The following is a 22543-nucleotide window of genomic DNA, read 5'->3' as shown; positions in this document are numbered from 1 at the left end:
GTCCCAACTCGCAATGACGGGGAGGAGAGCTTGCCAAGCTAACTGTCGCCGTCCCCATTGGGGGAGCGCACCGTCGCGGCCACATCATTTCCTTCATCTTCCCGTTGCACCGCCGGAACAAAATCGCTTTGGGCGTGTCATAGAACCACCCACCGCCTCAGCGGCTCATTTTCCCGCCAATAGTCAGATAATATGACTAGTCGGAACCGATCTTCCGTGAAATAGTCTCTCGCGCCGTCCTCAAGGGCGGCATTCGGGTGCCATATTACCAATCGGCGCCCGGGATAACACAAGATCACCCTTGGGAGACACGTCTGATGAACCTCAAAGCCCTTTTTGCGGCCAGTGCCACGGCCGCGTTGCTGTTCGCGCTGCCGGCCAGCGCCGGCCAGCTCACCATTGGCTTCTCGCAGATCGGATCGGAATCCGGCTGGCGCGCGGCCGAGACATCGGTCTCCAAGCAGGAGGCCGCCAAGCGCCAGGTCAATCTCAAGATCGCCGATGCCCAGCAGAAGCAGGAAAACCAGATCAAGGCGATCCGCTCCTTCATCGCGCAGAACGTCGACGCGATCTTCCTCGCGCCCGTGGTCTCGACCGGTTGGGATTCGGTGCTGAAGGAAGCCAAAGAGGCCAAGATTCCGGTCGTGCTGCTTGACCGCGACATCGATCCCTCCGGCAAGGAGCTCTATCTTACCGCCGTGACCTCCGACAGCGTGCATGAAGGCGAGGTTGCCGGCGACTGGCTGGCCAAGACCGTCGGGGCTAAGGCCTGCAACATCGTCGAATTGCAGGGCACGGTCGGCGCGAGCGTCGCCGCCAACCGCAAGAAGGGCTTTGATACCGCCATCGCCAAGCATTCGAACCTGAAGGTGGTGCGCAGCCAGACCGGTGACTTCACCCGCGCCAAGGGCAAGGAAGTGATGGAGAGCTTCATCAAGGCCGAAGGCGGCGGCAAGTCGATCTGCGCGGTCTATGCCCACAATGACGACATGATGGTCGGTGCGATCCAGGCGATGAAGGAAGCCGGCCTCAAGCCGGGCAAGGAGATCCTCACCGTCTCGATCGACGCGGTCCCGGATATCTTCAAGGCGATGGCCGCCGGCGAAGCCAACGCCACCGTGGAACTGACGCCGAACATGGCGGGCCCGGCGCTCGATGCCATCGCGGCCTTCAAGGACAAGGGCACGGTTCCGCCGAAGTGGATCCAGACCGAATCCAAGCTCTATACTGCGGCCGACGATCCGCAGAAGATCTACGACAGCAAGAAGGGCCTCGGTTACTGAGGCGGGTGCCGCGCCGGATCGCTCCCTGTGGTCCGGCGCCCCTCTTCGAAACCGCTGTGCGAACGAATAGGCTGGGTGTCCGCGTCACAAGCGGGTGCCGGTGGGAGTGAATTTGTCATGGAGAACAGCCCTGCTCCTTCGCTGCTGGAGGCGCGCGGGATCAGCAAGAGCTTTGGTGCGGTGCGTGCGTTGCAGGAAGTCGACTTCACGCTGCGTGCCGGCGAGATCCATGCACTGCTCGGCGAGAACGGCGCCGGCAAGTCCACGCTGATCAAGGCGATCACCGGCGTGTTCCCGCGCGATGCAGGCGTCATCCGCATCAGCGGCGAAGAGGTCGCGCCGCGCTCGGCCAAGGCGGCGCTTCAGGCCGGCATCGCCACCGTCTACCAGGAGGTCAATCTGCTGCCGAACCTCTCGGTGGCGCAAAACCTGTTCCTGGACCGCCAGCCGATGCGCCTCGGCATCGTGCGCGAAGCCGAAATGCGCCGCCGTGCGAAAGCGCTACTCGGCGGGTTCGGCCTCGATATCGATGTCTCAGCGCCGCTCGGCAGCTATTCGGTCGCAGTGCAGCATGTCACCGCAATCGCGCGCGCCGTCGATTTATCGGCGCGCGTGCTGATCCTCGACGAGCCGACCGCGAGCCTCGACCGCCACGAGGTCGAGATCCTCTTCGATATCATGCGCCAGCTCGCCGGCCGCGGCATCGGAATCGTTTTCGTCAGCCATTTTCTCGACCAGGTCTACGAGATCTCCGATTGCATCACGGTGCTGCGAAATGGCCGCCTGGTCGGTCAGCGCGAGACTGCCTCGCTGCCGCGGCTCGAGCTGATCCGGATGATGCTCGGCCGCGAGCTAGCCGAAACCACCAGCGTGCGCGCGGCTACGGGCGAGCATCAGGCGCGCGAAGTCTGTGCGAGCTTCGAAGGCTATGGCAAGGCCGGCTATGTCGCGCCGTTCAATCTCGAACTGCGGCATGGTGAGGTCGTGGGTCTCGCCGGCCTGCTCGGCTCGGGCCGGACCGAGACGGCGCGGCTGGTGTTCGGCGCCGAGCGCGCCGATCGCGGGCAGGCGAAGGTTGAAGGCGAGCCCGTACGGCTCCTGTCGCCGCGCGACGGCGTGCGCCACGGCTTTGGCTATTGTCCGGAGGAGCGCAAGACCGACGGCATCGTCGCCGAGCTCACCGTGCGCGAGAACATCGTGCTCGCGCTCCAGGCCAAGCGTGGCCTGCACAGGCCGCTGTCGCGCCGCGAGCAGGACGAGATCGCAAGCCGTTACGTCAAGATGCTCGACATCCGCCCGCCCGATCCGGAACGCCCTGTCGGGCTGTTGTCCGGCGGCAACCAGCAGAAGGTGCTACTGGCACGCTGGCTCGCGACCTCGCCGCGTCTTCTCGTGCTGGACGAGCCAACCCGCGGCATCGACGTCGGCGCACATGCCGAGATCATCCGCCTGATTCGCGAGCTCTGCGACGACGGGCTGGCCCTGCTCGTGATCTCCTCCGAGTTAGACGAGATCGTGACCTATTCCGACCGCGTGGTAGTTCTGCGCGATCGCGCGCATGTCGACGAGCTCACGGGCGAGGCGATCGACATCAGCAACATTCTCGCGGCCATCGCCGCCGATAGCGCTGTTGTTGCGCATGAGGGGCGGGCATGACAGCGCTGCTGCCGCGCCGCGGCCTTGCCCAGATACTTGCGCTGATCGTCATCCTGGCGGTCGACCGGGTGGTGTCGCCCCAATTCTTCGATCTGCGCCTCCAGGATGGTCGCCTGTTCGGCAGCCTGATCGATGTGCTCAATCGCGGCACGCCGGTGGCGCTGCTCTCGCTCGGTATGGTGCTGGTGATCGCCACGCGCGGCATCGATCTTTCGGTCGGCGCAGTGATGGCGATCTCGGGTGCAATCGCGGCGAGCCTTGCCGACAGTCATGGGCTGCCGGTCGTGCTGGCGGCTGCGCTCGGCGCCGGGCTCGTCTGCGGATTGTGGAACGGCTTTCTCGTCAGCGTGCTCGGCATGCAGCCGATCGTCGCGACGCTGATCCTGATGGTGGCGGGCCGCGGCATCGCCCAGCTCATCACCGAAGGGCGTATCGTGACCTTCAGCTCGCCCGACCTGGTCTGGCTCGGCAATGGCTCCATCCTCGGCGTGCCGGTGCCGGTCGCGATTGCGCTGGGGATGCTGATCCTCACCGGCGCGGTGGTGCGCGGCTCGGCACTCGGGCTCCTGATCGAGGCGACCGGCGGCAATGCGCGGGCGAGCGAGCTTGCCGGCGTCGGCACGCGCGCGATGATTTTGGCAGTCTACGTCTGGTGCGGCGTCTGTGCCGCGCTCGCCGGCGTGATCGCGGCGGCCGACATCATGGGCGCGGATGCCAACAATGCCGGCCTCTGGCTCGAGCTCGACGCGATCCTTGCGGTGGTGATCGGCGGCACCTCGCTGTTCGGCGGACGCTTCAGCCTCGTGCTGGCCGTGCTCGGCGCGCTGATCATCCAGACCATGAACACCGGCATTCTGCTGTCCGGCTATCCGCCGGAATTCAACCTGCTGGTCAAGGCGGTGGTGGTGCTAGCCGTGCTGCTGCTGCAATCGCCGAAGCTGTCGGGCTTCTCCGGGGTTGTGGCCCGGTTGCGGAGGGCGAAGGCATGAAAGGCCTGCCGCCCGTCCTCATCACGGCCATCGTGCTCGTCCTGGGATTCGCGCTTTGCGCGGTGCAGTTCCCCAACATCGCTTCCACCCGCGTGGTCGGCAATCTCCTCACCGACAATGCCTTCCTCGGCATTGTCGCCACCGGAATGACCTTCGTGATCATCTCCGGCGGCATCGATCTCTCGGTCGGCTCGGTGATTGGCTTCACCACCGTGTTCGTCGCGCTCGCGATCGAGCGCTGGGGCGTGCCGCCGCTGGTCGCCTTCGTCGCTATCCTTGTGCTCTCGGCGGGCTTCGGCGCGGCGATGGGCGCCGTCATCCACGTCTTCGACCTGCCGCCCTTCATCGTGACCCTGGCCGGCATGTTTCTGGCCCGCGGCGCCAGCTTCCTGCTCTCGACGGAATCGGTGCCGATCACCGCGCCAATCTATTCGACGGTGTCGGACTTCGCGTTGCGATTGCCCGGCGGCGGCCGATTGACGGCGATTGCGATCATCATGCTCGCGATCGTGATCGGAGGTGCGCTGCTGCTGACTCTCACGCGGTTCGGCGCCAACGTCTACGCGCTTGGCGGCAACCGCGTGGCCGCGAACCTGATGGGCGTTGCGGTTGGACGGATGACGGTGCGAATCTATATGCTGTCGAGCCTGCTCGCAGGCATCGCCGGCATCGTTTTCTCGTTCTATACCAGCGCCGGCTACTCGCTCTCCGCCGTCGGCGTCGAGCTCGACACCATCGCCGCGGTCGTGATCGGCGGCACGCTGCTGACAGGCGGGCAGGGCTCGGTGATCGGCACCTTTCTCGGCGTGCTGATCCAGGGCTTGATCCAGACCTACATCAATTTCGACGGCACGCTGTCGAGCTGGTGGACCAAGATCGCGACCGGCGTATTGCTGTTTGCCTTCATCGCCTTGCAGCAGGCGCTGGTCGCGCTCGCGCGCCGGCCCGTGGCGAAGAGTGCAGGAGCAGCGTCATGACCTCGCGCATTGTCGTCATCCCGACGCAGCGGGCTCACTCCAATCATGCGGAAGTGGCCCGCTCGATCGGCGTCGACATCATCGCCGGCCGTTACGCCGAAGGGACACGGCTGCCGGGCGATGCCGAGCTGACCGCGATGTTCGGCGTGTCGCGGCCGGTGTTGCGGGAGAGCGTGAAGACGCTGGTGGCCAAGGGGCTGCTCACCACCAAGGCGCGGGTTGGCACCGTCGTGCGCGAGCGCGGCGCCTGGAACATGTTCGACGCCGATGTGCTGGCCTGGCATCTGGACGCCGGCATCGATAAGCGCTTTCTCAACGACCTTGCCGAGATTCGTCTCGCGGTCGAGCCGCGCGCGGCCGTGCTGGCGGCGGGACGGCGATCGGAAGAGGATCTTGCCGAGCTGCGCCGCTGCATGGATCGAATGCGGCTCGAGGCCTCCGATTCCGTTCGCTTTGCCGACGCCGACCTCGCGCTCCACGTCGCGGTTGCGCGCGCGTCCGGAAATCTATTCATGCGCTCGATCGGCCATGTCATCGAGGCTGCCCTGCGTGCCTCGTTCCTGCTCAGCGCCCCGGTCGAACCGGAGGACCGCGACACGGTTCTGCTCTGGCATCAGAAGATCGTCGATGCTATCGCGGCAGGTGATGTCAACATGGCATCCGAGGCTATGGTCTATGTCATTCACAACGGCATGAGCCGCCACGAAGGCACGGTGATCGAGACTGGACCGGCAGAAGCACCATCCGCGGATACTGGAGAGTGAGCGTGACCGAACTTCGCATCGCCATCGTCGGCTTCGGCAAGATCGCGCGCGACCAACATGTCGGTGCGATCGCCGCGATACCAGGCGCGACGCTGGCCGCCGTTGCCAGCCGCAACGCCTCGCTGCCGGGCCTGCCGCATTTTGCCACGATCGAGGAACTCCTTGAGAAGGGGCCCGCAATCGACGCAGTCTCGTTGTGCACCCCGCCGCAGGTGCGGCGCGCCCAGGCCGTTGCCGCGCTTGCCGCCGGCAAGCACGTGATGCTGGAGAAGCCTCCGGGCACAGGCGTTGCCGAGCTCGATCCGTTGATCGCGATGGCGGCGGCGGCAAAGCGCACGCTGTTTGCGACTTGGCATTCGCGTTACGCGCCCGCAGTCGAGCCCGCGCGCGAATGGCTCGCCACATCCCGGATCAAATCCGTGCACATCAGCTGGAAGGAGGATGTTCGGGTCTGGCATCCAGGGCAGGGCTGGATCTGGGAGCCAGGCGGGCTCGGCGTGTTCGATCCCGGCATCAACGCGCTCTCGATCCTGACCCGCATCCTGCCGCGCCCCGTGTTCGTCACGGCGGCCGAGCTTGCCTTTCCCGCCAATTGCCAAGCGCCGATCGCCGCGAACCTGACAATGGCCGACATCGGCGGACTGCCGGTCACGGCCGAGTTCGATTTCCGCCAGACCGGCCCGCAGAGCTGGGATATCGTCGCGGAGACCGACCGGGGCCTGATGACATTGTCGGGTGGCGGGCGGCGCATGGCCGTGGACGACAAGGTACTTGCCGAGGCACCCGATCAGGAATATCGCGAGTTGTACCGGCGTTTCGTCACACTCGCCACCACCGGCATGAGCGACGTCGACCTTGCCCCGCTTCGTCTCGTGGCCGATGCTTTCCTGCTCGGCAGGCGCACTCTCGTCGAACCGTTTGTGGACTAGACATGGCTGGCTCGAAAATAGAGAAAGACGTCTTCGGAATGCTGCCGGATGGCCGCATGGTCGAGCGCATCGTGCTGCGCGGGGCGGGCGGATTCGAGGCCCGCGTCATCACCTACGGCGCCGTTCTTCAGGCCCTGGTCGTGCCGGATGTAAAAGGCGGTTACGACGATGTCGTGCTCGGACACGATGCGTTTGCCGGCTATCTAGCCGAGCGAAAATTTTTCGGCGCCACCGTCGGCCGCTATGCCAATCGCATTGCCAAGGGGCAATTTTCGCTCGACGGCGAGACGGTGCAACTTCCCGTCAACAACGGCCCCAATGCACTGCACGGCGGTCTCGACGGGTTCGACCGAAAGCTCTGGGAGATTGGCGGGATCGACGACGGCAAGGAGCCCGCGGTGACGCTCACCTATACGAGCCCGCATGGCGAAGAGAATTATCCCGGCCGGCTCGATGTGCGCCTGACCTACCGCGTCACCGGCCCGACCGAGCTGTCGCTGAGCATGGAGGCGCGAGCCGATCGCCCGACCATCGTCAACCTGACCAACCACAGCTTCTTCAACCTCGAGGGCGCCACGTCAGGCACGTCCATCCTCGATCACCGGCTGACGGTGGCCGCCGAGCATTTTCTTGCCATCGACCCGACCGCCATCCCGCTGCCGGAGCCGCCGCGTGCAGTGGCCGGAACGCCGTTTGATTTCCGCAACGCAACGCCGGTGGGCGAGCGCATCCGCCAGAGCGATCAGCAATTGCGTCACGGCAGGGGCTATGACCACACCTACTGCCTGGCGCGCGACGGCAAGCTTGCTCTCACAGCGCGGCTGGAGGCGCCGCGCTCGGGTAGGATCATGGAGCTGTTGACCGATCAGCCCGGCCTTCAGGTCTATTCCGGCAACTATCTCGACGGCACGATTGCGGGCAAGGGCGGCAAGCTCATCCGGCAGTCGGACGCCATCTGCCTGGAGCCGCACATCTGGCCGGATGCGCCGAACCGGCCGGACTTTCCGAGTCCGCGCCTCGCGCCCGACGAGGTCTATCGTCATCACACGGTGTACCGGTTTGCAGCGAGGGCGACGTGACGGAAGATGCCATGACGGAAGAAGAGGTGCCGACCTCGGTCCTCTCCGCCGAGCACTGCCATCTCGGCGAAGGGCCGACCTATGACGTCGCCACCGATACTGCCTGGTGGTTCGACATTCTTGAGGGACGGCTGTTCGAGGCGCACCTTTCCAGCGGAAGCACCCGCGTCCACGCGCTTGGCCGGATGGCGAGCGCGCTCGGGCGCATCGATGCCGAACGCCAGCTGATCGTGGCCGAGGACGGTCTCTACATCCGTGACCTTGCCGATGGCGCGATGACGCTGTTCTGTCCGCTTGAGGCCGACAATCCCGGCACCCGCTCCAACGATTGCCGCGTGCATCAGTCGGGCACGTTCTGGATCGGCACCATGGGGCGTCACGCCGAGCCGGGCGCGGGCGCGATCTATGCGCTCCATCGCGGCAACATCTCGATGCTGTTCCCCCGCATCAGCATTCCTAACTCGATCTGCTTCTCCCCCGATGGCGCCACCGGCTACTTCGCCGACACCGCGCGCGCGGTGCTCTACGCCGTCCCGCTCAATCCCGCGACCGGTCTGCCGCGCGGCGAGCCGGAGGTGCTGTTGCGCCACACCGGGATCGGCGGCCTCGACGGCTCGGTGGTCGATGCCGACGGGCAAATCTGGAACGCCTGCTGGGGCGCGGGCCGCATCGATGTTTACAGCCCGCAAGGCGGGCGCCTGCGTTCGCTGCGCGTGCCGGCGCGCCAGGCGAGCTGTCCCGCCTTCATTGGGCCCGATCTGTCGCGCCTTCTGGTGACCTCCGCCTGGGAGAACATGGACGATGCGGCGCGCGCCGCCGATCCGCAGGCAGGCTGCACCTTTCTGCTCGATGTCTCCGCGCGCGGTCGCGCGGAGCCCGACGTCAAGCTTGCATAGGAGACCAGAGCCAGTACACACCGCGTTCTCGACGAAACGAAAAGCAGTCTGACACATAGACCACATAGGGAGTAAAACATGCTGAAACTGAAGACGACATTCCTCGCACTGGCACTGGCCGGCGCTGCGACGATGGCCGCAGGCGTTACCGCGTCCGCCCAGGACAAGGCCACCGTCGGTATCGCCATGCCGACCAAGTCCTCGGCGCGCTGGATCGATGACGGCAACAACATGGTCAAGACGCTGAAGGAGCGCGGCTACAACACCGACCTGCAATATGCCGAGGACGACATCCCGAACCAGCTCTCGCAGGTCGAGAACATGGTGACCAAGGGCGCCAAAGCGCTGGTGATCGCCGCGATCGACGGCACCACCCTCTCGGACGTGCTGAAGCAGGCCAAGGCCAAGGGCATCACCGTGATCGCCTATGATCGCCTGATCCGCGGCACGCCGAACGTCGACTACTACGCGACCTTCGATAACTTCCAGGTCGGCGTGCTGCAGGCTCAGTCGATCGAAAAGGGGCTCGGCCTGAAGGAAGGCAAGGGGCCCTTCAACATCGAGCTGTTCGGCGGCTCGCCCGACGACAACAACGCCTACTTCTTCTACAACGGCGCGATGAGCGTGCTGAAGCCGTATATCGACAGCGGCAAGCTCGTCGTCGCCTCCGGCCAGATGGGCATGGACAAGGTCGCGACGCTACGCTGGGACGGCGCCACCGCGCAGGCCCGCATGGACAACCTGCTCAGCGCCTACTACGGCAACAAGAAGGTCAACGCCGTGCTTTCGCCCTATGACGGCCTCTCGATCGGTATCATCTCCTCGCTGAAGGGCGTCGGCTACGGCAGCGCCAACCAGCCGATGCCTGTTATCAGCGGCCAGGACGCCGAGGTGCCCTCGATCAAGGCGATGCTGCGCGGCGATCAGTATTCGACCATCTTCAAGGACACCCGCGACCTCGCCAAGGTCACGGCCGACATGGTCGATGCCGCGCTCGCCGGCAAGCAGGTCACCGTCAACGACACCAAGACCTATGAGAACGGCGCCAAGACCGTGCCGTCCTACCTGCTCAAGCCGGTCGTGGTCTACAAGGACAATTGGGAGAAGATCCTGGTCGACGGCGGCTACTACAAGAAGGCGCAGTTCCAGTAGGAACTCTCGTCTCCCTCTCTCCGCTCTTGCGGGGAGAGGATCTCTCTGGTGGGGTAAAGCGTATGTCAACCAATTCGTCATGCCCGGGCTTGTCCCGGGCATCCACGTCCTACCTCGCAAGCGGCTGCACGTGGATGGCCGGGACACGCCCGGCCATGACGCTGTGGAAACGTCCAGGGACATGAAGCGATGACCGCAATGCTCGAAATGCGCAACGTCAGCAAGAGCTTTTCAGGCGTGCAGGCGCTGCGCGACGTCAATTTCTCGGTTCACGCCGGGCAGATCCATGCGCTCGTCGGCGAGAACGGCGCGGGCAAGTCCACGCTGATGAAGGTGTTGAGCGGGGTCTATCCGGCGGGCAGCTACGAGGGCACCATCGTCTTCGAGGGCGAGGAGCGCCGCTTTCGCGACATCAACGATTCCGAGGCGCTCGGCATCATCATCATCCACCAGGAGCTGGCGCTGATTCCGCTGATGTCGATCGCCGAAAACATCTTCCTGTCGCATCCGCCCTCGAAGCTCGGCGTGATCGACCGGGATGAAGTGTACCGGCGCACGCGCGAGCTGCTCGCGCAGGTCGGCCTGAAGGAATCGCCGGATACGCTGATCACCGATCTCGGCGTCGGCAAGCAGCAGCTGGTCGAGATCGCGAAAGCGCTGTCCAAGCGGGTGCGGATGCTGATCCTGGACGAGCCGACCGCGAGCCTGAACGAAGCCGATAGCGCGGCGCTGCTCGAACGCCTGATGACGTTCCGCGAGCAGGGCATCGGCTCGATCCTGATCTCGCACAAGCTCAACGAGGTCGCCCGCGTCGCCGACCACATCACCGTGCTGCGCGACGGCCGTACTGTCGACGGTATCGACTGCCGCAGCGAACCGGTCGAGGAGGACCGCATCATCCGCAGCATGGTCAATCGCGATCTCGCCCACCGTTTTCCGGAGCGCCGCGCGAAGATCGGCGAGCCCGTCCTCGGCGTGGAGAACTGGTCGGTCTATCATCCGATCCATCCCGACCGGCAGGTGATCAAGAACGTCAATTTCGGCGTGAAGCGCGGCGAGGTCGTGGGCATTGCGGGGCTGATGGGCGCGGGCCGCACCGAATTCGCCATGAGCCTGTTCGGCCGCTCTTGGGGCACCAATGTCAGCGGCTCGATCCGGCTCGAAGGCCACGAGATCGTGCTGCCGAGCGTCGCCGCCGCGATCGATGCCGGTCTCGCTTACGTCACCGAGGACCGCAAGCAGCTCGGGCTGATCCTGGCCGACGACGTCCGCAAGAACATCACGCTGGCGAGCCTCGACCAGGTCGCCCCGCGCCGGGTGATCGACGACATCGCCGAGCTCAAGGTCGCCAGCGACTACCGCAGCCGCATGCGCATCCGCTGCTCCGACGTCTACCAGGAGACCGGCCAGCTTTCCGGCGGCAACCAGCAGAAGGTGGTGCTGTCGAAATGGCTGATGACCGACCCGAAGGTCCTGATCCTCGACGAGCCGACACGTGGCATCGACGTGGGTGCGAAATACGAGATTTACTGTATCATCAACGAGCTCGCCGAGGCCGGTCGCGGCGTCGTGGTGATCTCCTCGGAGATGCCCGAGCTGCTCGGCATCTGCGACCGCATCTGCGTCATGAACGACGGTGCCTTCGTCGGGGAGTTTCCGGGCACCGAGGCGACGCAGGAAAAGATCATGCGCGCTATCATGCGCAATGATAGAAACTTTGGGAGCGGCACGCCTGTTGCCGCAGAGATGGGAGGATCGCAGCCATGACCGACAAGACGGTTTCGCTGCCCGAGGAGCGCCGGCACGGCAGCTTCATCAAGAACAACCTGCGCAATTACGGCATGCTGATGTCGCTGATCGCGATCATGCTGTTCTTCCAGGTCATGACCGGCGGTACGCTGCTGCAGCCGCTCAACCTGACCAATCTGGTGCTCCAGAACAGCTATATCGTCATCATGGCGCTCGGCATGCTGCTCGTGATCGTCACCGGCCATATCGACCTTTCGGTCGGCTCGGTCGCGGGCTTCGTCGGCGCGGTGGCTGCCGTGCTGATGGTGACGTACAAGGTCGACTACACGCTCGCCTTCATCGCCTGCCTCGTGCTCGGCGCGGCAATCGGCGCGGCGCAGGGCTACTGGGTGGCCTATTTCAAGATCCCGTCCTTCATCGTGACCCTGGCCGGCATGCTGGTGTTCAAGGGGCTCGCGCTCGCGGTGTTGCAGGGCCAGTCGCTTGGACCGTTCCCGCCGACCTTCCAGAAATTGTCGTCAGGCTTCATTCCCGAGCTTTTGCCGGAGGCGGGTACGCTGCATCCGACCTCGATGCTGATCGGCGCCGTGCTGGCGCTGGGGCTGGTCTATGCCAGCGCTCGGGGCCGTGCGCGCGAGCAGTTGCATGGCATCGAGGTCGAGCCCTACGCGTTCTTCCTCGGCAAGAGCATCGTGCTGGCCTGCGCGGTGCTGTACGCCACCTATCTGATCGCGACCTATCGCGGCCTGCCCAACGTGCTGGTGATCATGAGCGCATTGATCGCGCTCTACGGCTTCGTCACCCGCCGCACCGTGATCGGGCGGCAGATCTACGCGGTCGGCGGCAACGCCAAGGCAGCAAGCCTGTCCGGCATCAAGACCGAGCGCCTGACCTTCCTCACCTTCGTCAACATGGGCGCGCTCGCGGCTCTCGCCGGCTTGGTCTTCGCCGCGCGCCTCAATACCGCGACCCCGAAGGCCGGACTCGGCTTCGAGCTCGACGTTATCGCCGCCTGCTTCATCGGCGGCGCCTCGGCCTATGGCGGCGTCGGGCGCGTCGGCGGCGCCGTGGTCGGCGCCATGATCATGGGCGTGATGAACAACGGCATGTCCATCCTCGGCATCGGCATCGACTACCAGCAGGTGATCAAGGGCCTGGTGTTGCTCGGCGCGGTCTGCATCGACGTCTATAACCAGCGCAGATAGGGAGCGGCGAATTCGCCCGGCAGCTTGATCTCGAATTGCTATGGATCGCCCGTGGCCGGGTCGATGTTGATCGCCCGTCAGCGGGAGAGCTTTGGCAATTTCGGGAGCTTGGCCGGGTCGAATTTCGGCTCCGGCCGTTGCGCCGCCGGCGCGGGCGGCTGGTCCTCACTGTAAATGAGCGTGCCCTCGAGCAGCACGCCGGGAAACTGTTCGGCAGTAGCTGTGTATCGCGCGATCTTGCCGGAGCAGGTTCCTTCCAGCGTAAGCTTGAGTTCGTCGTCGGTTCCGAAAACCGTGGGCAGCCGTTCCGTATGCCTTTTGGTCAGAAGGGTCGCGGTAAACCGTTCGCCGCTGACGTCGACGGAGCCGCTATACGTCATGACCCCGTCACAGCCCCAGATCATCCCATCCGCGACATGGGCAATGCCGGTGCCTTGACCGGTCGGCGTCTTGAACCACGCCCTGTATGTGCCGTCCTTGAGCATGACATTCTCAAGCCTCTGCTGAGAGCAGCAGATTCAGCGGCACAAGTTTAAGATTGCGTTAAGTCTGCGTACCGCCAGTCTACTGGGTCACGAACAGCACAAAAGCGATTGCCACGGAAAGGCCGACCGCAGATGCGGTCGCCACCGCGGAGAGGACACCCATTCTCCTGAGAGCCGCAGCGAATAGGATGATGATGGGGGTTGCCGTCAGCAGGCCGATTTGCGCGTCGCTCATGGTCTTGTCCGCCGGTCCATGGAATTTGCGTCCGTCACGTCTACCGGCGGCCGCCCTGGCCGACATTGCGGCGGCGCAAACGAAAAGCCATCGATCGATTCCTCCGTATTTGTCCGGCGACAAACTCCGCCTCGGCCTGGAAAGCTATTCCTGAACGACATTCTGATCCGGTAAAGAGATGTCGGCGACCGATTGCGAACAACGGGGCACAGGCTGGGGTATCCTGGAGGATCTGCCTGGCGACCCCATGATCTGGGTGCTGATCTTTAGCGAACTGGCCGTCTTCGGCCTGTTCCTCGGAGCCTTCATCGTCACCCACGCGATTCATCCGGCGATGTTCGCCTCCGGGCAGGCCTCGCTCGATTCCGGCCTCGCCGGGCTCAACACCATCGTTCTGGTGACCAGCGGCTGGGCGGCGGCTCGCGGCACGGCTGCCGCGCGAACCGGCAGCAAGCGCGCATCGCGCCGCTGGCTGCTCAGTGCCATGGCGCTTGGCGGCCTGTTCATCGCGCTCAAGCTCGTCGAGTACGCCGGAGAGATCGGTCGCGGGATTGGTCTCGAAACCAGCACGTTCTTCACCCTCTACTTTCTTCTGACCGGCTTCCATTTCCTCCACGTCGGCCTCGGCATCATGATTCTTGCCGTGGTCTGCCGCCGCGCCGAGCCGGCCGGCGTCGAGACAGGAACGGCGTTCTGGCACATGGTCGATCTGGTCTGGATCGTCATGTTCCCGATCCTGTATCTGGTGTGGTGACAATGCCGGATCGACTCGACATCACGTGGATCGCGCTGATCGGCCTCGCGCTCGCGACCCTCCTGATTCCACCGCTGCTGCCGCGACCGCTGCTCGGCAATGCGCTGCTGCTGGCCTTCGCCGCCGTCAAGGGCCGCCGGATCGTGCTTGATTTCCTTGATTTGCGGATGGCGCCGGCGCTCTGGCGCGGTCTCGTCAGCGCGTGGATCGTCATCGTGCTGCTGTTTGCATGGCTCGCTTCCGCCGCCGTCGCCGTGATCTGACGCACTCATTGCGCCCAGACAAAGAACGGGCCGAGCGAAGCAGCAATAAATCGCATCATCGCTTTTCTAGACACGACTCTTACCGGAAAGGATTGGCAATGGCTGAACGCCTGACCAAGTCGGCCGCTCGAAACGTCTTCTACGGCGGCTCGGCCTTTTTCTTCGCCATCTTCATAGGGTTGACGGCGCACAGCCATTACTACATGGCCACGACCTCGACCGATGCGAGCACGCTGACGGCGTCGGTGGCCCGCGGCAAGCATGTCTGGGAAAAGAACTCCTGCATCAATTGCCACACCTTGCTGGGCGAGGGCGCCTATTTCGCTCCTGAAGTCGGCAACGTCTGGGATCGCTGGGGTGGCAGCGAGGATCCGGCCGGGGCGCGCGAGACTCTGAAGGCCTGGATGCAGTCGCAGCCGTCGGGCGCGCCGGGCCGCCGCCAGATGCCGCAATTCAACCTCAGCGACCAGGAACTCAACGACCTCGCCGACTTCCTGCAATGGACCAGCACGATCAAGCGCCAGGACTGGCCGCCGAACAAGGCCGGCTGAACGCGCTGCCGTCCACTGATGCTTTCAAGACAGAGAGAACCTGAGATGAAATATCAAACCCAGAAAGTCGCGATGCTGTATTTCTACGGCGCGCTGACGCTGTTCCTGGCCCAGGTCGTATTCGGCCTGCTCGCCGGGACCATCTACGTCCTGCCCAATACGCTGTCGGTCATCCTGCCGTTCAACATCGTCAGGATGATCCACACCAACGCGCTGATCGTGTGGTCGCTGATCGGCTTCATGGGCGCGACCTACTTCCTGCTCCCGGAGGAAACCGAGACCGAGCTGTACAGCCCGCTGCTCGCAAAGATCCAGTTCTGGATGTTCTTCGGCGCAGCAGGCGTGGCCGTGGTCGGCTATCTCTTCCATTATCACGAGGGCCGCGAGTTTCTCGAGCAGCCCTTCATCATCAAGGTCGGCATCGTCGTCGTCTGCCTGATGTTCCTGTTCAACGTGACGATGACCGCGCTCAAGGGCCGCAAGACCACGGTCACCAACATCCTGCTGTTCGGCCTGTGGGGCGTCGCGATCTTCTTCCTGTTCGCCTTCTACAATCCGGCCAATCTCGCCGTCGACAAGATGTACTGGTGGTACGTCGTGCATCTCTGGGTCGAGGGCGTCTGGGAGCTGATCATGGCTTCCGTGCTCGCCTACCTGATGATCAAGCTCAACGGCATCGATCGCGAGGTCGTGGAGAAGTGGCTCTACGTCATCATCGGCCTTGCCTTGTTTTCTGGCATTCTCGGCACCGGCCATCACTTCTACTGGATCGGCGCACCCGGCTACTGGCAGTGGATCGGCTCGCTGTTCTCCACGCTCGAAGTCGCGCCGTTCTTCACCATGGTGATCTTCACGGTGCAGATGACCTGGAAGGCCGGCCGCAAGCATCCCAACCGCGCCGCGCTGCTGTGGTCGGTGGGCTGCTCCGTGATGGCGTTCCTCGGCGCCGGCGTCTGGGGCTTCCTGCACACGCTGTCCTCGGTGAACTACTACACCCACGGCACGCAGGTGACGGCCGCCCACGGCCATCTCGCCTTCTTCGGCGCCTATGTGATGCTGAACCTGTCGGTGATGGCCTATGCGATCCCGCAGATCAGGGGCCGCGCGCCCTATAATCAGTGGCTCAGCATGGCGAGCTTCTGGATCATGTGCACCGCCATGATGGTGATGACCTTCGCGCTGACCTTTGCCGGCGTGATCCAGGTCCATCTGCAACGCGTGCTCGGCCAGAGCTATATGGACGTGCAGGACCAGGTCGCGGTGTTCTACTGGGTCCGGCTCGGCTCCGGCGTGTTCGTCGCAATCTCCGCGCTCATGTTCGTCTGGGCGGTGCTGGTCCCCGGACGCGAGAAGCAGCCGGCCATTTCCGGCGCGTTGCAACCAGCCGAATAGGCGTGAAAGGCGGCCGCGGGGCGCGCGGCCGCTTTTTCCCGGACGATTTCGGAGAGAGATGATGAAAGCAGCACTTCACGCCGTGACGGCGCCTGCAACCGAGCATCCCCCCTATGTCGCGAGCGGCAACGAATGCGCGCTGTTCGAACACGCCTGGCGCCATCGCCTGCCGGTCCTGCTCAAGGGGCCGACCGGCTGCGGCAAGACCCGCTTCGTCGCGCATATGGCGGCACGGCTGGGATTGCCGCTCCACACCGTGGCCTGCCACGACGATCTCACCGCGGCCGATCTCACGGGACGCTATCTGCTCAGGGGCGGCGACACGGTGTGGACCGACGGTCCGCTGACGCGGGCGGTGCGGGAAGGCGGCATCTGCTATCTCGACGAAGTCGTGGAGGCGCGCAAGGACGTCACCGTGGTGCTGCATCCGCTGACCGACGATCGCCGCATCCTGCCGCTTGAGCGCACCGGCGAAGAACTCGCGGCGCCAGACAGCTTCATGCTCGTGGTCTCCTACAATCCCGGCTACCAGACGCTGCTCAAGGCGCTGAAGCCGTCGACGCGGCAGCGCTTCGTCGCCATCGAGTTCGGCTTCCTTCCGCCGCAGCAGGAGATTGCGGTGGTCGCCGCCGAAAGCGGGCTTGCAGCAGAACGGGTGCGGCCGCTGGTCGCGCTTGCCGGCCGGCTGCGGGCGCTGAAGGGGCATGACCTGGAGGAGGGCGTCTCGACCCGCCTCGTGGTCTATTCCGCAACCTTGATTGCGGCGGGAGTTTCGATCGCCGACGCCGTGCTGGCAGGCATGATCGAGCCCTTGACCGATGATGCCGATGTCAAGGCTGCGCTGCTCGACGTTGCGCGCGCTGTCATCTCCTGAGGGGGCGCAATGCTCGATTTCCTCGAGCTGGAAGAAACTGTCGGCCGCGCCTGGCACCGCCTGATCGGCGGCACCGCGAGCTATCCGGTCCATGCCGAACATGCGGTATCGCTGGCGCAGGTGCGCGGCCGGATCGCGGTGATGTTCCGTGCCCTCGGCGGCGAGAGCGGTGTCCAGATCGCGAGCGCCGGCCTGCGCAGATCGGGGCACCGACTCGGCTGGCGGCAGCGCATCGGGCTTGGCGACGAGCGTCTCGACCAGCCGGGGCGCGATGCCGCGACCATCTTCCTGCCGGACCGCATCGCGATCTTCGACGATCGCGCGCTGAATGGGTCCCTGTATCGGTGGCTCGCTGCGTGGTTTGCCGTTGCGCCCGTCGAAACGAGCGAGGAGGCTGATCCGCTGCGGCGCGATCTCCTGATGCTGCGACGAGCAAGCGAGATCACGGTCTTCGTGCTCACGCAATGTCCCGGGCTTGCCGATGACTACGCGCAGCTTGCCGCGGCCACCGCGGCAGCGCGTCCGCGCCGGCCGCTGCCGCGCGTCGAACAGGAGGTCGAGCAGATCGTCCTCGCCTTGCTCGGCGCCGGAAGGGCGCCTCCAGGCAGGCTGCGGGCGGCGATGATGGGGACAGGCCGGCTGCCGGCCAAGGCGCCGCCGGGTTATCGTTCGATCCTGCCGTGCCCGTTGTGGGGCGATTGCTGGGCGCGCGAGCTCTCGCCTGTACATGCGGGCGACGACGACACCGCGCCGGGTGCGGAACAGGCATCAGCGGACGACCGCAAGCGCTTCGCCGTCCGCGAGCGCGACGACGGCGCCAATCGGCGGGATCCGTTCGTGCTCAACCGCTTCGAGAAGATCCTGGCGATGGCCGAGATGGTCAATGTCGATCGTCCTGCCGACGAGAACGAGGACGAGGACGCGCAGAAAGCAGCGGATGATCTCGACGAGATCACGCTCGGGCGCCGCGGCGGCAAGCCCGCGACCAGGCTCAAATTCGATCTCGACCTGCCGCCCGAGGCCGTCGATGCGTCACGGCTCGATGCTGGCCTGCTGTATCCCGAATGGGATTATCGCAGTCAGTCCTATCTGCCGGATCATTCCCGTGTGCTTGCAGCCGCGGCGTCCGAGACCGGCGAGAGCTGGACGCCGGATGAATCCACGCGCCGCCATATCCGGCAGGTGCGGCGCCGCTTCGAAGTCTTGCGGCCGCGCCGCGAATTGATGCGCGCTCAGGCCGACGGGCACGACCTCGATCTCGACGCGCTGGTGCGGGCGCGCTGCGATCTGCGGGCCGGCAGCGGTTCGATGGATCGCGTCCATGTGGCGATGCGGCCGCAGGGGCATGATCTCGCCGTCACCTTGCTGGTGGATGTCTCGCTCTCCACCGATGCCTGGGTCGACGGCTACCGCGTGCTCGACGTCGAGAAGGAGGCGCTGCTGGTGCTCGCCCACGGGCTCTCCGCCTGCGGCGATCACCACTGCATCCAGACCTTCACCTCGCGCCGGCGGTCCTGGGTCCGGCTCGAGACGGTGAAGGCGTTCGGCGAGCCGATGAGCGCCGCGGTCGAGCGTCGTATCGGCGCGCTCAAGCCGGGCTACTACACCCGCATCGGCGCGGCGGTACGCCACGCCGCAGCCGGGCTCGCCAGGCAGCCGCAGCGCAAGAAGCTGCTGCTCGTTCTCACCGACGGCAAGCCGAACGATGTCGATCACTACGAAGGACGTTTTGCGGTCGAGGATACCCGCAAGGCGGTGCAGGAGGCGCGCCGCCTCGGCATCGCCGTGTTCGGCGTGACCGTCGACGCGACGGCGCAGTCCTATTTCCCAACCCTGTTCGGACGGAGCGGCTACGCCATCGTCGGCAATATTCGCCGACTGCCCGCGGCCTTGCCGGCGATCTACCGGCAGGTGGCGCACTGACCGGAGCAAAGCCGCGGCGCGCCGCTGCCGGGTGAGCTATTGCCCAGCAGATGGGTATATGATCGAATGACCGGATGAACGATAGCCGGGCCACATCCGACCTCATCATCTTCGATTGCGACGGCGTGCTCGTCGACAGCGAGGTGTTGAGCTGTCAGTGCCTCTCGGACGTGCTGGCCGGGTTTGGGATCGCGCTCAGTCCGGACCAGGCGCTCGAGCTGTTTCTCGGACGCAGCACGAAGGCGATCGAGCAACACTATCGTGATCTCGGGCAGGGTGTGCCGGAGATATTCCTGCCGCGATTGAAGTCACGTGTGCTGGAGACGTTTGCCGCTTCGCTCGAGCCGATTCCCGGCGTGGCTGCCGTGCTGTCGGATCTGAAGGGGCCGTTCTGCGTGGCGTCGTCGAGCGACCTCGACCGCATCTCGCTCTCGCTTGATGTGACCGGGCTCGCGCCGCATTTCCAAGGCCGGCTCTATAGCGCGCAGATGGTCAGGCACGGCAAGCCGGCGCCCGACCTCTTTCTCCACGCCGCCGAACAGATGCAGGCCGATCCGTCTCGCACCCTGGTGATCGAAGACAGCGTCAGCGGCGTGCAGGCGGCCAAGGCGGCCGGCATGACGGTCTGGGGATTTGTCGGCGGCAGCCATTATCGCGGACGCGACGGCCACGCTATATTGTCCGGCGCCGGGGCCGATCGGATCTTCGCGCGCATGAGCGATTTCTGGAAGGACGCGTAACGCCGCCATGGCCGCCGAGAACGAAAAATCCAGGCTTGACGACGCCGCGCGCGCCGGCTGGCTTTATTTCATTGCTGGCCACACCCAGGACGAGATCGCAAAGATGCTCCAGGTGTCGCGGGCTTCGGCCCAGCGGCTGGTGTCGTTGTGCCTTGCCGAGCGGCTGATCACGTTTCGCCTCGAACATCCCATCGCCGCCTGCATGGAATTGGCAGCGCGCCTCAAGGAGCGCTTTGACCTCGTCCATTGCGAGGTCGTGCCGGCTGATCCAGCTGCGCCTCAGGCCAACGCAGGCATCGCCGAGCGCTGCGCCAATCTGCTGGACGCGACGCTACGTTCGGAGACTCCCGTCATCGTTGCGCTCGGGACGGGACGCGCGGTGCGCGCCGCGGTCGAACGCGTCACGCCGATCGACCGGCCCAATCATCAGATCGTCTCGTTGGTCGGCAACATCTCCGCCGACGGCTCTGCGAGCTTCTACGACACCGTCGGCCGGCTCGCCGACCGCACCGGTGCTCGGCACTATCCGATGCCGCTGCCGTTCCTGATGTCGTCGGAAGACGAGCGCAACAAGATGGTGCGGATCGAGCCGATCGCGAAGGTGAAGGCTGTTGCGGCCAAGGCTGACTTACGCCTCGTCGGCATCGGCCAGATGGACCAGAAGGCGCAGGTGCATATCGACGGCTTCCTCACCCGCGACGAATTGTTCGAGATGATGCGGCAGGGGGCGATCGGCGAGATCACCGGTTGGGCTTATGACGCCAAGGGCCGCCTGCTCAAGGTCGGCACCAACAAGCGCCTGACCAGTATTCCGCCCGAGGTGCCGGCGAAGACCACGACGATCGGCGCCGCTGTCGGCGCCGCCAAGGTGCCGGCGATCTCCGCAGCGCTGAACGGGCGCCTGATCAACGGCCTGATCACGGACGAGGCGACAGCAAGGGCGATTCTGGAGCGATAGCGCGGGGCTCGAGTCTGGCGCGGCTACGGGACTGCGCTCCCTCTCCCGCTTGCGGGAGAGGGGTGGGGAGAGGGTCTCTCCGCGGGCGAGACCCCCAAGAGGATAGAGCCCTCACCCGCACCGCATCTTTCGATGCGATGCGACCTCTCCCGCAAGCGGGAGAGGTGAAGCAAGCCGCAACGCTCGTTTAACACGACTGGCATCCCTCCCGCAGTGCAGCACTCAGAACTTGCGCGGAGGTGCGCACGCCTGCTTGACAACGGCACGCCCTCAGTTGAACATACGCCCAACGCGTGGGCATATGCTCAAAAGCGCGAGCCTTAGGGAGGTCACCGTGAAACACGTCCTCGGCGCCGTCTGCGGCGCGTCTGTCCTACTGCTGTCCATCTCCGCGGTGGCCGAAACCACCCTGACCATCGCCACCGTGAACAACGGCGACATGATCCGGATGCAGGGTCTGACCAGCGAATTCACCGCGAAGAACCCGGACATCACAGTCAAATGGGTGACGCTGGAAGAAAACGTGCTGCGTCAGCGCGTCACCACCGACATCGCCACCAAGGGCGGCCAGTTCGACGTGCTCACCATCGGTACCTATGAAGTGCCGATCTGGGCCAAGAAGGGCTGGCTGGTGCCTCTAGCCAATCTCGGCGCCGATTACGATGTCGCCGACCTGCTGCCGAAGATCAAGGATGCAGTCTCCGTCGACGGCAAGCTTTACGCCGCGCCGTTCTACGGCGAGAGCTCGATGGTGATGTATCGCACCGACCTGTTCGAGAAGGCCGGTCTTAAGATGCCGGAAAAGCCGACCTGGGATTTCGTGATCGATGCGGCCAAGAAGCTGACCGACAAGAGCGGCGGCGTCTACGGCATCTGCCTGCGCGGCAAGGCCGGCTGGGGTGAGAACATGGCGTTCCTCTCGGCCATGGCCAATTCCTACGGCGCTCGCTGGTTCGACGAGAAATGGCAGCCGCAGTTCAACACGCCGGAATGGAAGGCGACGCTTACGACCTACGTCAATCTGATGAAGGAGGCCGGACCTCCCGGCGCGAGCTCGAACGGCTTCAACGAGAATTTAGCGCTCTTCAACGCCGGCAAATGCGCGATGTGGATCGATGCCACCGTGGCGGCGTCCTTCGTCACCAATCCAAAGGACTCCAAGGTCGCCGACAAGGTCGGCTTCGCGCTCGCGCCCAACACCGGGCTCGGCAAGAACGCGAACTGGCTGTGGGCCTGGAGTCTCGCGATCCCCGCCGGCTCGAAGAAGGCCGATGCCGCCGAGAAGTTCATCGCCTGGGCGACCGGCAAGGACTACACCAAGCTCGTGGCGGCGAAGGAAGGCTGGGCCAACGTGCCGCCGGGCACGCGGACCTCGCTTTATCAGAATCCTGATTACCTCAAGGTCGCACCGTTCGCCAAGCTGACGCTGGCCTCGATCGACGCGGCCGATCCGAACAAGCCGACCGTGAAGCCCGTGCCCTATGTCGGCGTGCAATACGCCGCGATCCCGGAATTCCAGGGCATCGGCACGCAGGTCGGCCAGCAATTCTCGGCCGCGCTTGCGGGATCGATGACGGTCGATGCCGCGCTCACCGCGGCGCAATCCGTGACAGAGCGCGAGATGAAGCGCGCCGGCTACATCAAGTGAACCCGAGCTCTCCCTCCTGAGCTCAGACTAGCGGCCATCCC

The 22543-nt window shown here is 64.8% G+C and carries 22 protein-coding genes; 20 read left to right on the top strand and 2 right to left on the bottom strand.

Annotated features, from left to right (window positions below; translation table 11 throughout):
* Positions 1-317: 317 nt before the first annotated feature.
* The 11 genes from ytfQ (at position 318) to mmsB (ending at position 12679) form a co-directional block, all read left to right on the top strand.
* Complete coding sequence (ytfQ, locus tag FXV83_RS05160) at positions 318-1283, top strand: galactofuranose ABC transporter, galactofuranose-binding protein YtfQ (protein WP_148738125.1); 966 nt, start codon at positions 318-320, stop codon at positions 1281-1283.
* Between the two features lie 117 nt (positions 1284-1400).
* Positions 1401-2939, top strand: a complete 1539-nt coding sequence (locus FXV83_RS05155) for a sugar ABC transporter ATP-binding protein (RefSeq protein WP_187435670.1) — start codon at positions 1401-1403, stop codon at positions 2937-2939.
* Entirely contained in the window at positions 2936-3928 is a 993-nt protein-coding gene (locus FXV83_RS05150) for an ABC transporter permease (protein WP_148738123.1), read from the top strand. The genes FXV83_RS05155 and FXV83_RS05150 overlap by 4 nt, the downstream gene beginning before the upstream one ends.
* Entirely contained in the window at positions 3925-4905 is a 981-nt protein-coding gene (gene yjfF, locus FXV83_RS05145; RefSeq protein WP_148738122.1) for a galactofuranose ABC transporter, permease protein YjfF, read from the top strand. The genes FXV83_RS05150 and yjfF overlap by 4 nt, the downstream gene beginning before the upstream one ends.
* On the top strand, positions 4902-5669 hold the full coding sequence (locus FXV83_RS05140) for a FadR/GntR family transcriptional regulator (RefSeq protein WP_148738121.1): 768 nt from the start codon (positions 4902-4904) through the stop codon (positions 5667-5669). The genes yjfF and FXV83_RS05140 overlap by 4 nt, the downstream gene beginning before the upstream one ends.
* A gap of 2 nt (positions 5670-5671) precedes the next feature.
* The gene (locus FXV83_RS05135) at positions 5672-6598 is read left to right on the top strand and encodes a Gfo/Idh/MocA family protein (protein WP_148738120.1); all 927 of its coding nucleotides are present in this window, start codon (positions 5672-5674) and stop codon (positions 6596-6598) included.
* Between the two features lie 2 nt (positions 6599-6600).
* Positions 6601-7677 (top strand): aldose epimerase family protein, encoded by a 1077-nt coding sequence (locus FXV83_RS05130; protein ID WP_148738119.1) that lies wholly within the window; start codon positions 6601-6603, stop codon positions 7675-7677.
* Positions 7678-7688: 11 nt separating this feature from the next.
* Complete coding sequence (locus FXV83_RS05125) at positions 7689-8573, top strand: SMP-30/gluconolactonase/LRE family protein (RefSeq protein WP_148738118.1); 885 nt, start codon at positions 7689-7691, stop codon at positions 8571-8573.
* Positions 8574-8651: 78 nt separating this feature from the next.
* Positions 8652-9725, top strand: coding sequence for a multiple monosaccharide ABC transporter substrate-binding protein (chvE, locus tag FXV83_RS05120; RefSeq protein WP_148738117.1), 1074 nt, complete (start codon positions 8652-8654; stop codon positions 9723-9725).
* A gap of 189 nt (positions 9726-9914) precedes the next feature.
* A complete protein-coding gene (gene mmsA / locus FXV83_RS05115) occupies positions 9915-11492 on the top strand; it encodes a multiple monosaccharide ABC transporter ATP-binding protein (RefSeq protein ID WP_148738116.1) in 1578 nt (525 codons plus the stop codon).
* A complete protein-coding gene (gene mmsB, locus FXV83_RS05110) occupies positions 11489-12679 on the top strand; it encodes a multiple monosaccharide ABC transporter permease (protein ID WP_148738115.1) in 1191 nt (396 codons plus the stop codon). The genes mmsA and mmsB overlap by 4 nt, the downstream gene beginning before the upstream one ends.
* A 77-nt stretch (positions 12680-12756) precedes the next feature.
* On the opposite strand, the gene FXV83_RS05105 is transcribed toward mmsB, so the two are convergent.
* Positions 12757-13164 (bottom strand): hypothetical protein, encoded by a 408-nt coding sequence (locus tag FXV83_RS05105; RefSeq protein ID WP_148738114.1) that lies wholly within the window; start codon positions 13162-13164, stop codon positions 12757-12759.
* A gap of 79 nt (positions 13165-13243) precedes the next feature.
* On the bottom strand, positions 13244-13399 hold the full coding sequence (locus FXV83_RS42420; RefSeq protein ID WP_187435669.1) for a hypothetical protein: 156 nt from the start codon (positions 13397-13399) through the stop codon (positions 13244-13246).
* Positions 13400-13577: 178 nt separating this feature from the next.
* Between FXV83_RS42420 and FXV83_RS05100 the strand changes: the two genes are divergently transcribed.
* The 9 genes from FXV83_RS05100 to FXV83_RS05055 all read left to right on the top strand — a co-directional run bounded on the left by FXV83_RS05100 (position 13578) and on the right by FXV83_RS05055 (position 22502).
* Positions 13578-14153: a cytochrome c oxidase subunit 3 family protein gene (locus tag FXV83_RS05100; protein WP_148738113.1), complete on the top strand. Its 576-nt coding sequence runs from the start codon at positions 13578-13580 to the stop codon at positions 14151-14153.
* A 2-nt stretch (positions 14154-14155) separates the two neighbouring features.
* Positions 14156-14416, top strand: coding sequence for a cytochrome C oxidase subunit IV family protein (locus FXV83_RS05095; RefSeq protein ID WP_148738112.1), 261 nt, complete (start codon positions 14156-14158; stop codon positions 14414-14416).
* A gap of 98 nt (positions 14417-14514) precedes the next feature.
* Positions 14515-14967, top strand: a complete 453-nt coding sequence (locus tag FXV83_RS05090) for a c-type cytochrome (RefSeq protein WP_148738111.1) — start codon at positions 14515-14517, stop codon at positions 14965-14967.
* 45 nt (positions 14968-15012) lie between these two features.
* Positions 15013-16359 (top strand): cbb3-type cytochrome c oxidase subunit I, encoded by a 1347-nt coding sequence (locus tag FXV83_RS05085; protein ID WP_148738110.1) that lies wholly within the window; start codon positions 15013-15015, stop codon positions 16357-16359.
* Positions 16360-16420: 61 nt separating this feature from the next.
* Positions 16421-17233 (top strand): CbbQ/NirQ/NorQ/GpvN family protein, encoded by an 813-nt coding sequence (locus FXV83_RS05080; protein ID WP_148738109.1) that lies wholly within the window; start codon positions 16421-16423, stop codon positions 17231-17233.
* 9 nt (positions 17234-17242) lie between these two features.
* A complete protein-coding gene (locus FXV83_RS05075; protein ID WP_148738108.1) occupies positions 17243-19156 on the top strand; it encodes a nitric oxide reductase activation protein NorD in 1914 nt (637 codons plus the stop codon).
* A gap of 74 nt (positions 19157-19230) precedes the next feature.
* On the top strand, positions 19231-19896 hold the full coding sequence (locus FXV83_RS05070; RefSeq protein ID WP_148738107.1) for an HAD family hydrolase: 666 nt from the start codon (positions 19231-19233) through the stop codon (positions 19894-19896).
* Between the two features lie 7 nt (positions 19897-19903).
* Complete coding sequence (locus FXV83_RS05065; RefSeq protein WP_148738106.1) at positions 19904-20854, top strand: sugar-binding transcriptional regulator; 951 nt, start codon at positions 19904-19906, stop codon at positions 20852-20854.
* A 334-nt stretch (positions 20855-21188) separates the two neighbouring features.
* Positions 21189-22502, top strand: a complete 1314-nt coding sequence (locus tag FXV83_RS05055; protein WP_148738105.1) for an ABC transporter substrate-binding protein — start codon at positions 21189-21191, stop codon at positions 22500-22502.
* Positions 22503-22543: the final 41 nt, after the last annotated feature.

The sequence above is a fragment of the Bradyrhizobium hipponense genome (genome assembly GCF_008123965.1).
GTDB classification, from domain to species: domain Bacteria; phylum Pseudomonadota; class Alphaproteobacteria; order Rhizobiales; family Xanthobacteraceae; genus Bradyrhizobium; species Bradyrhizobium hipponense.
This window is presented reverse-complemented; position numbering and strand designations above follow the sequence as displayed.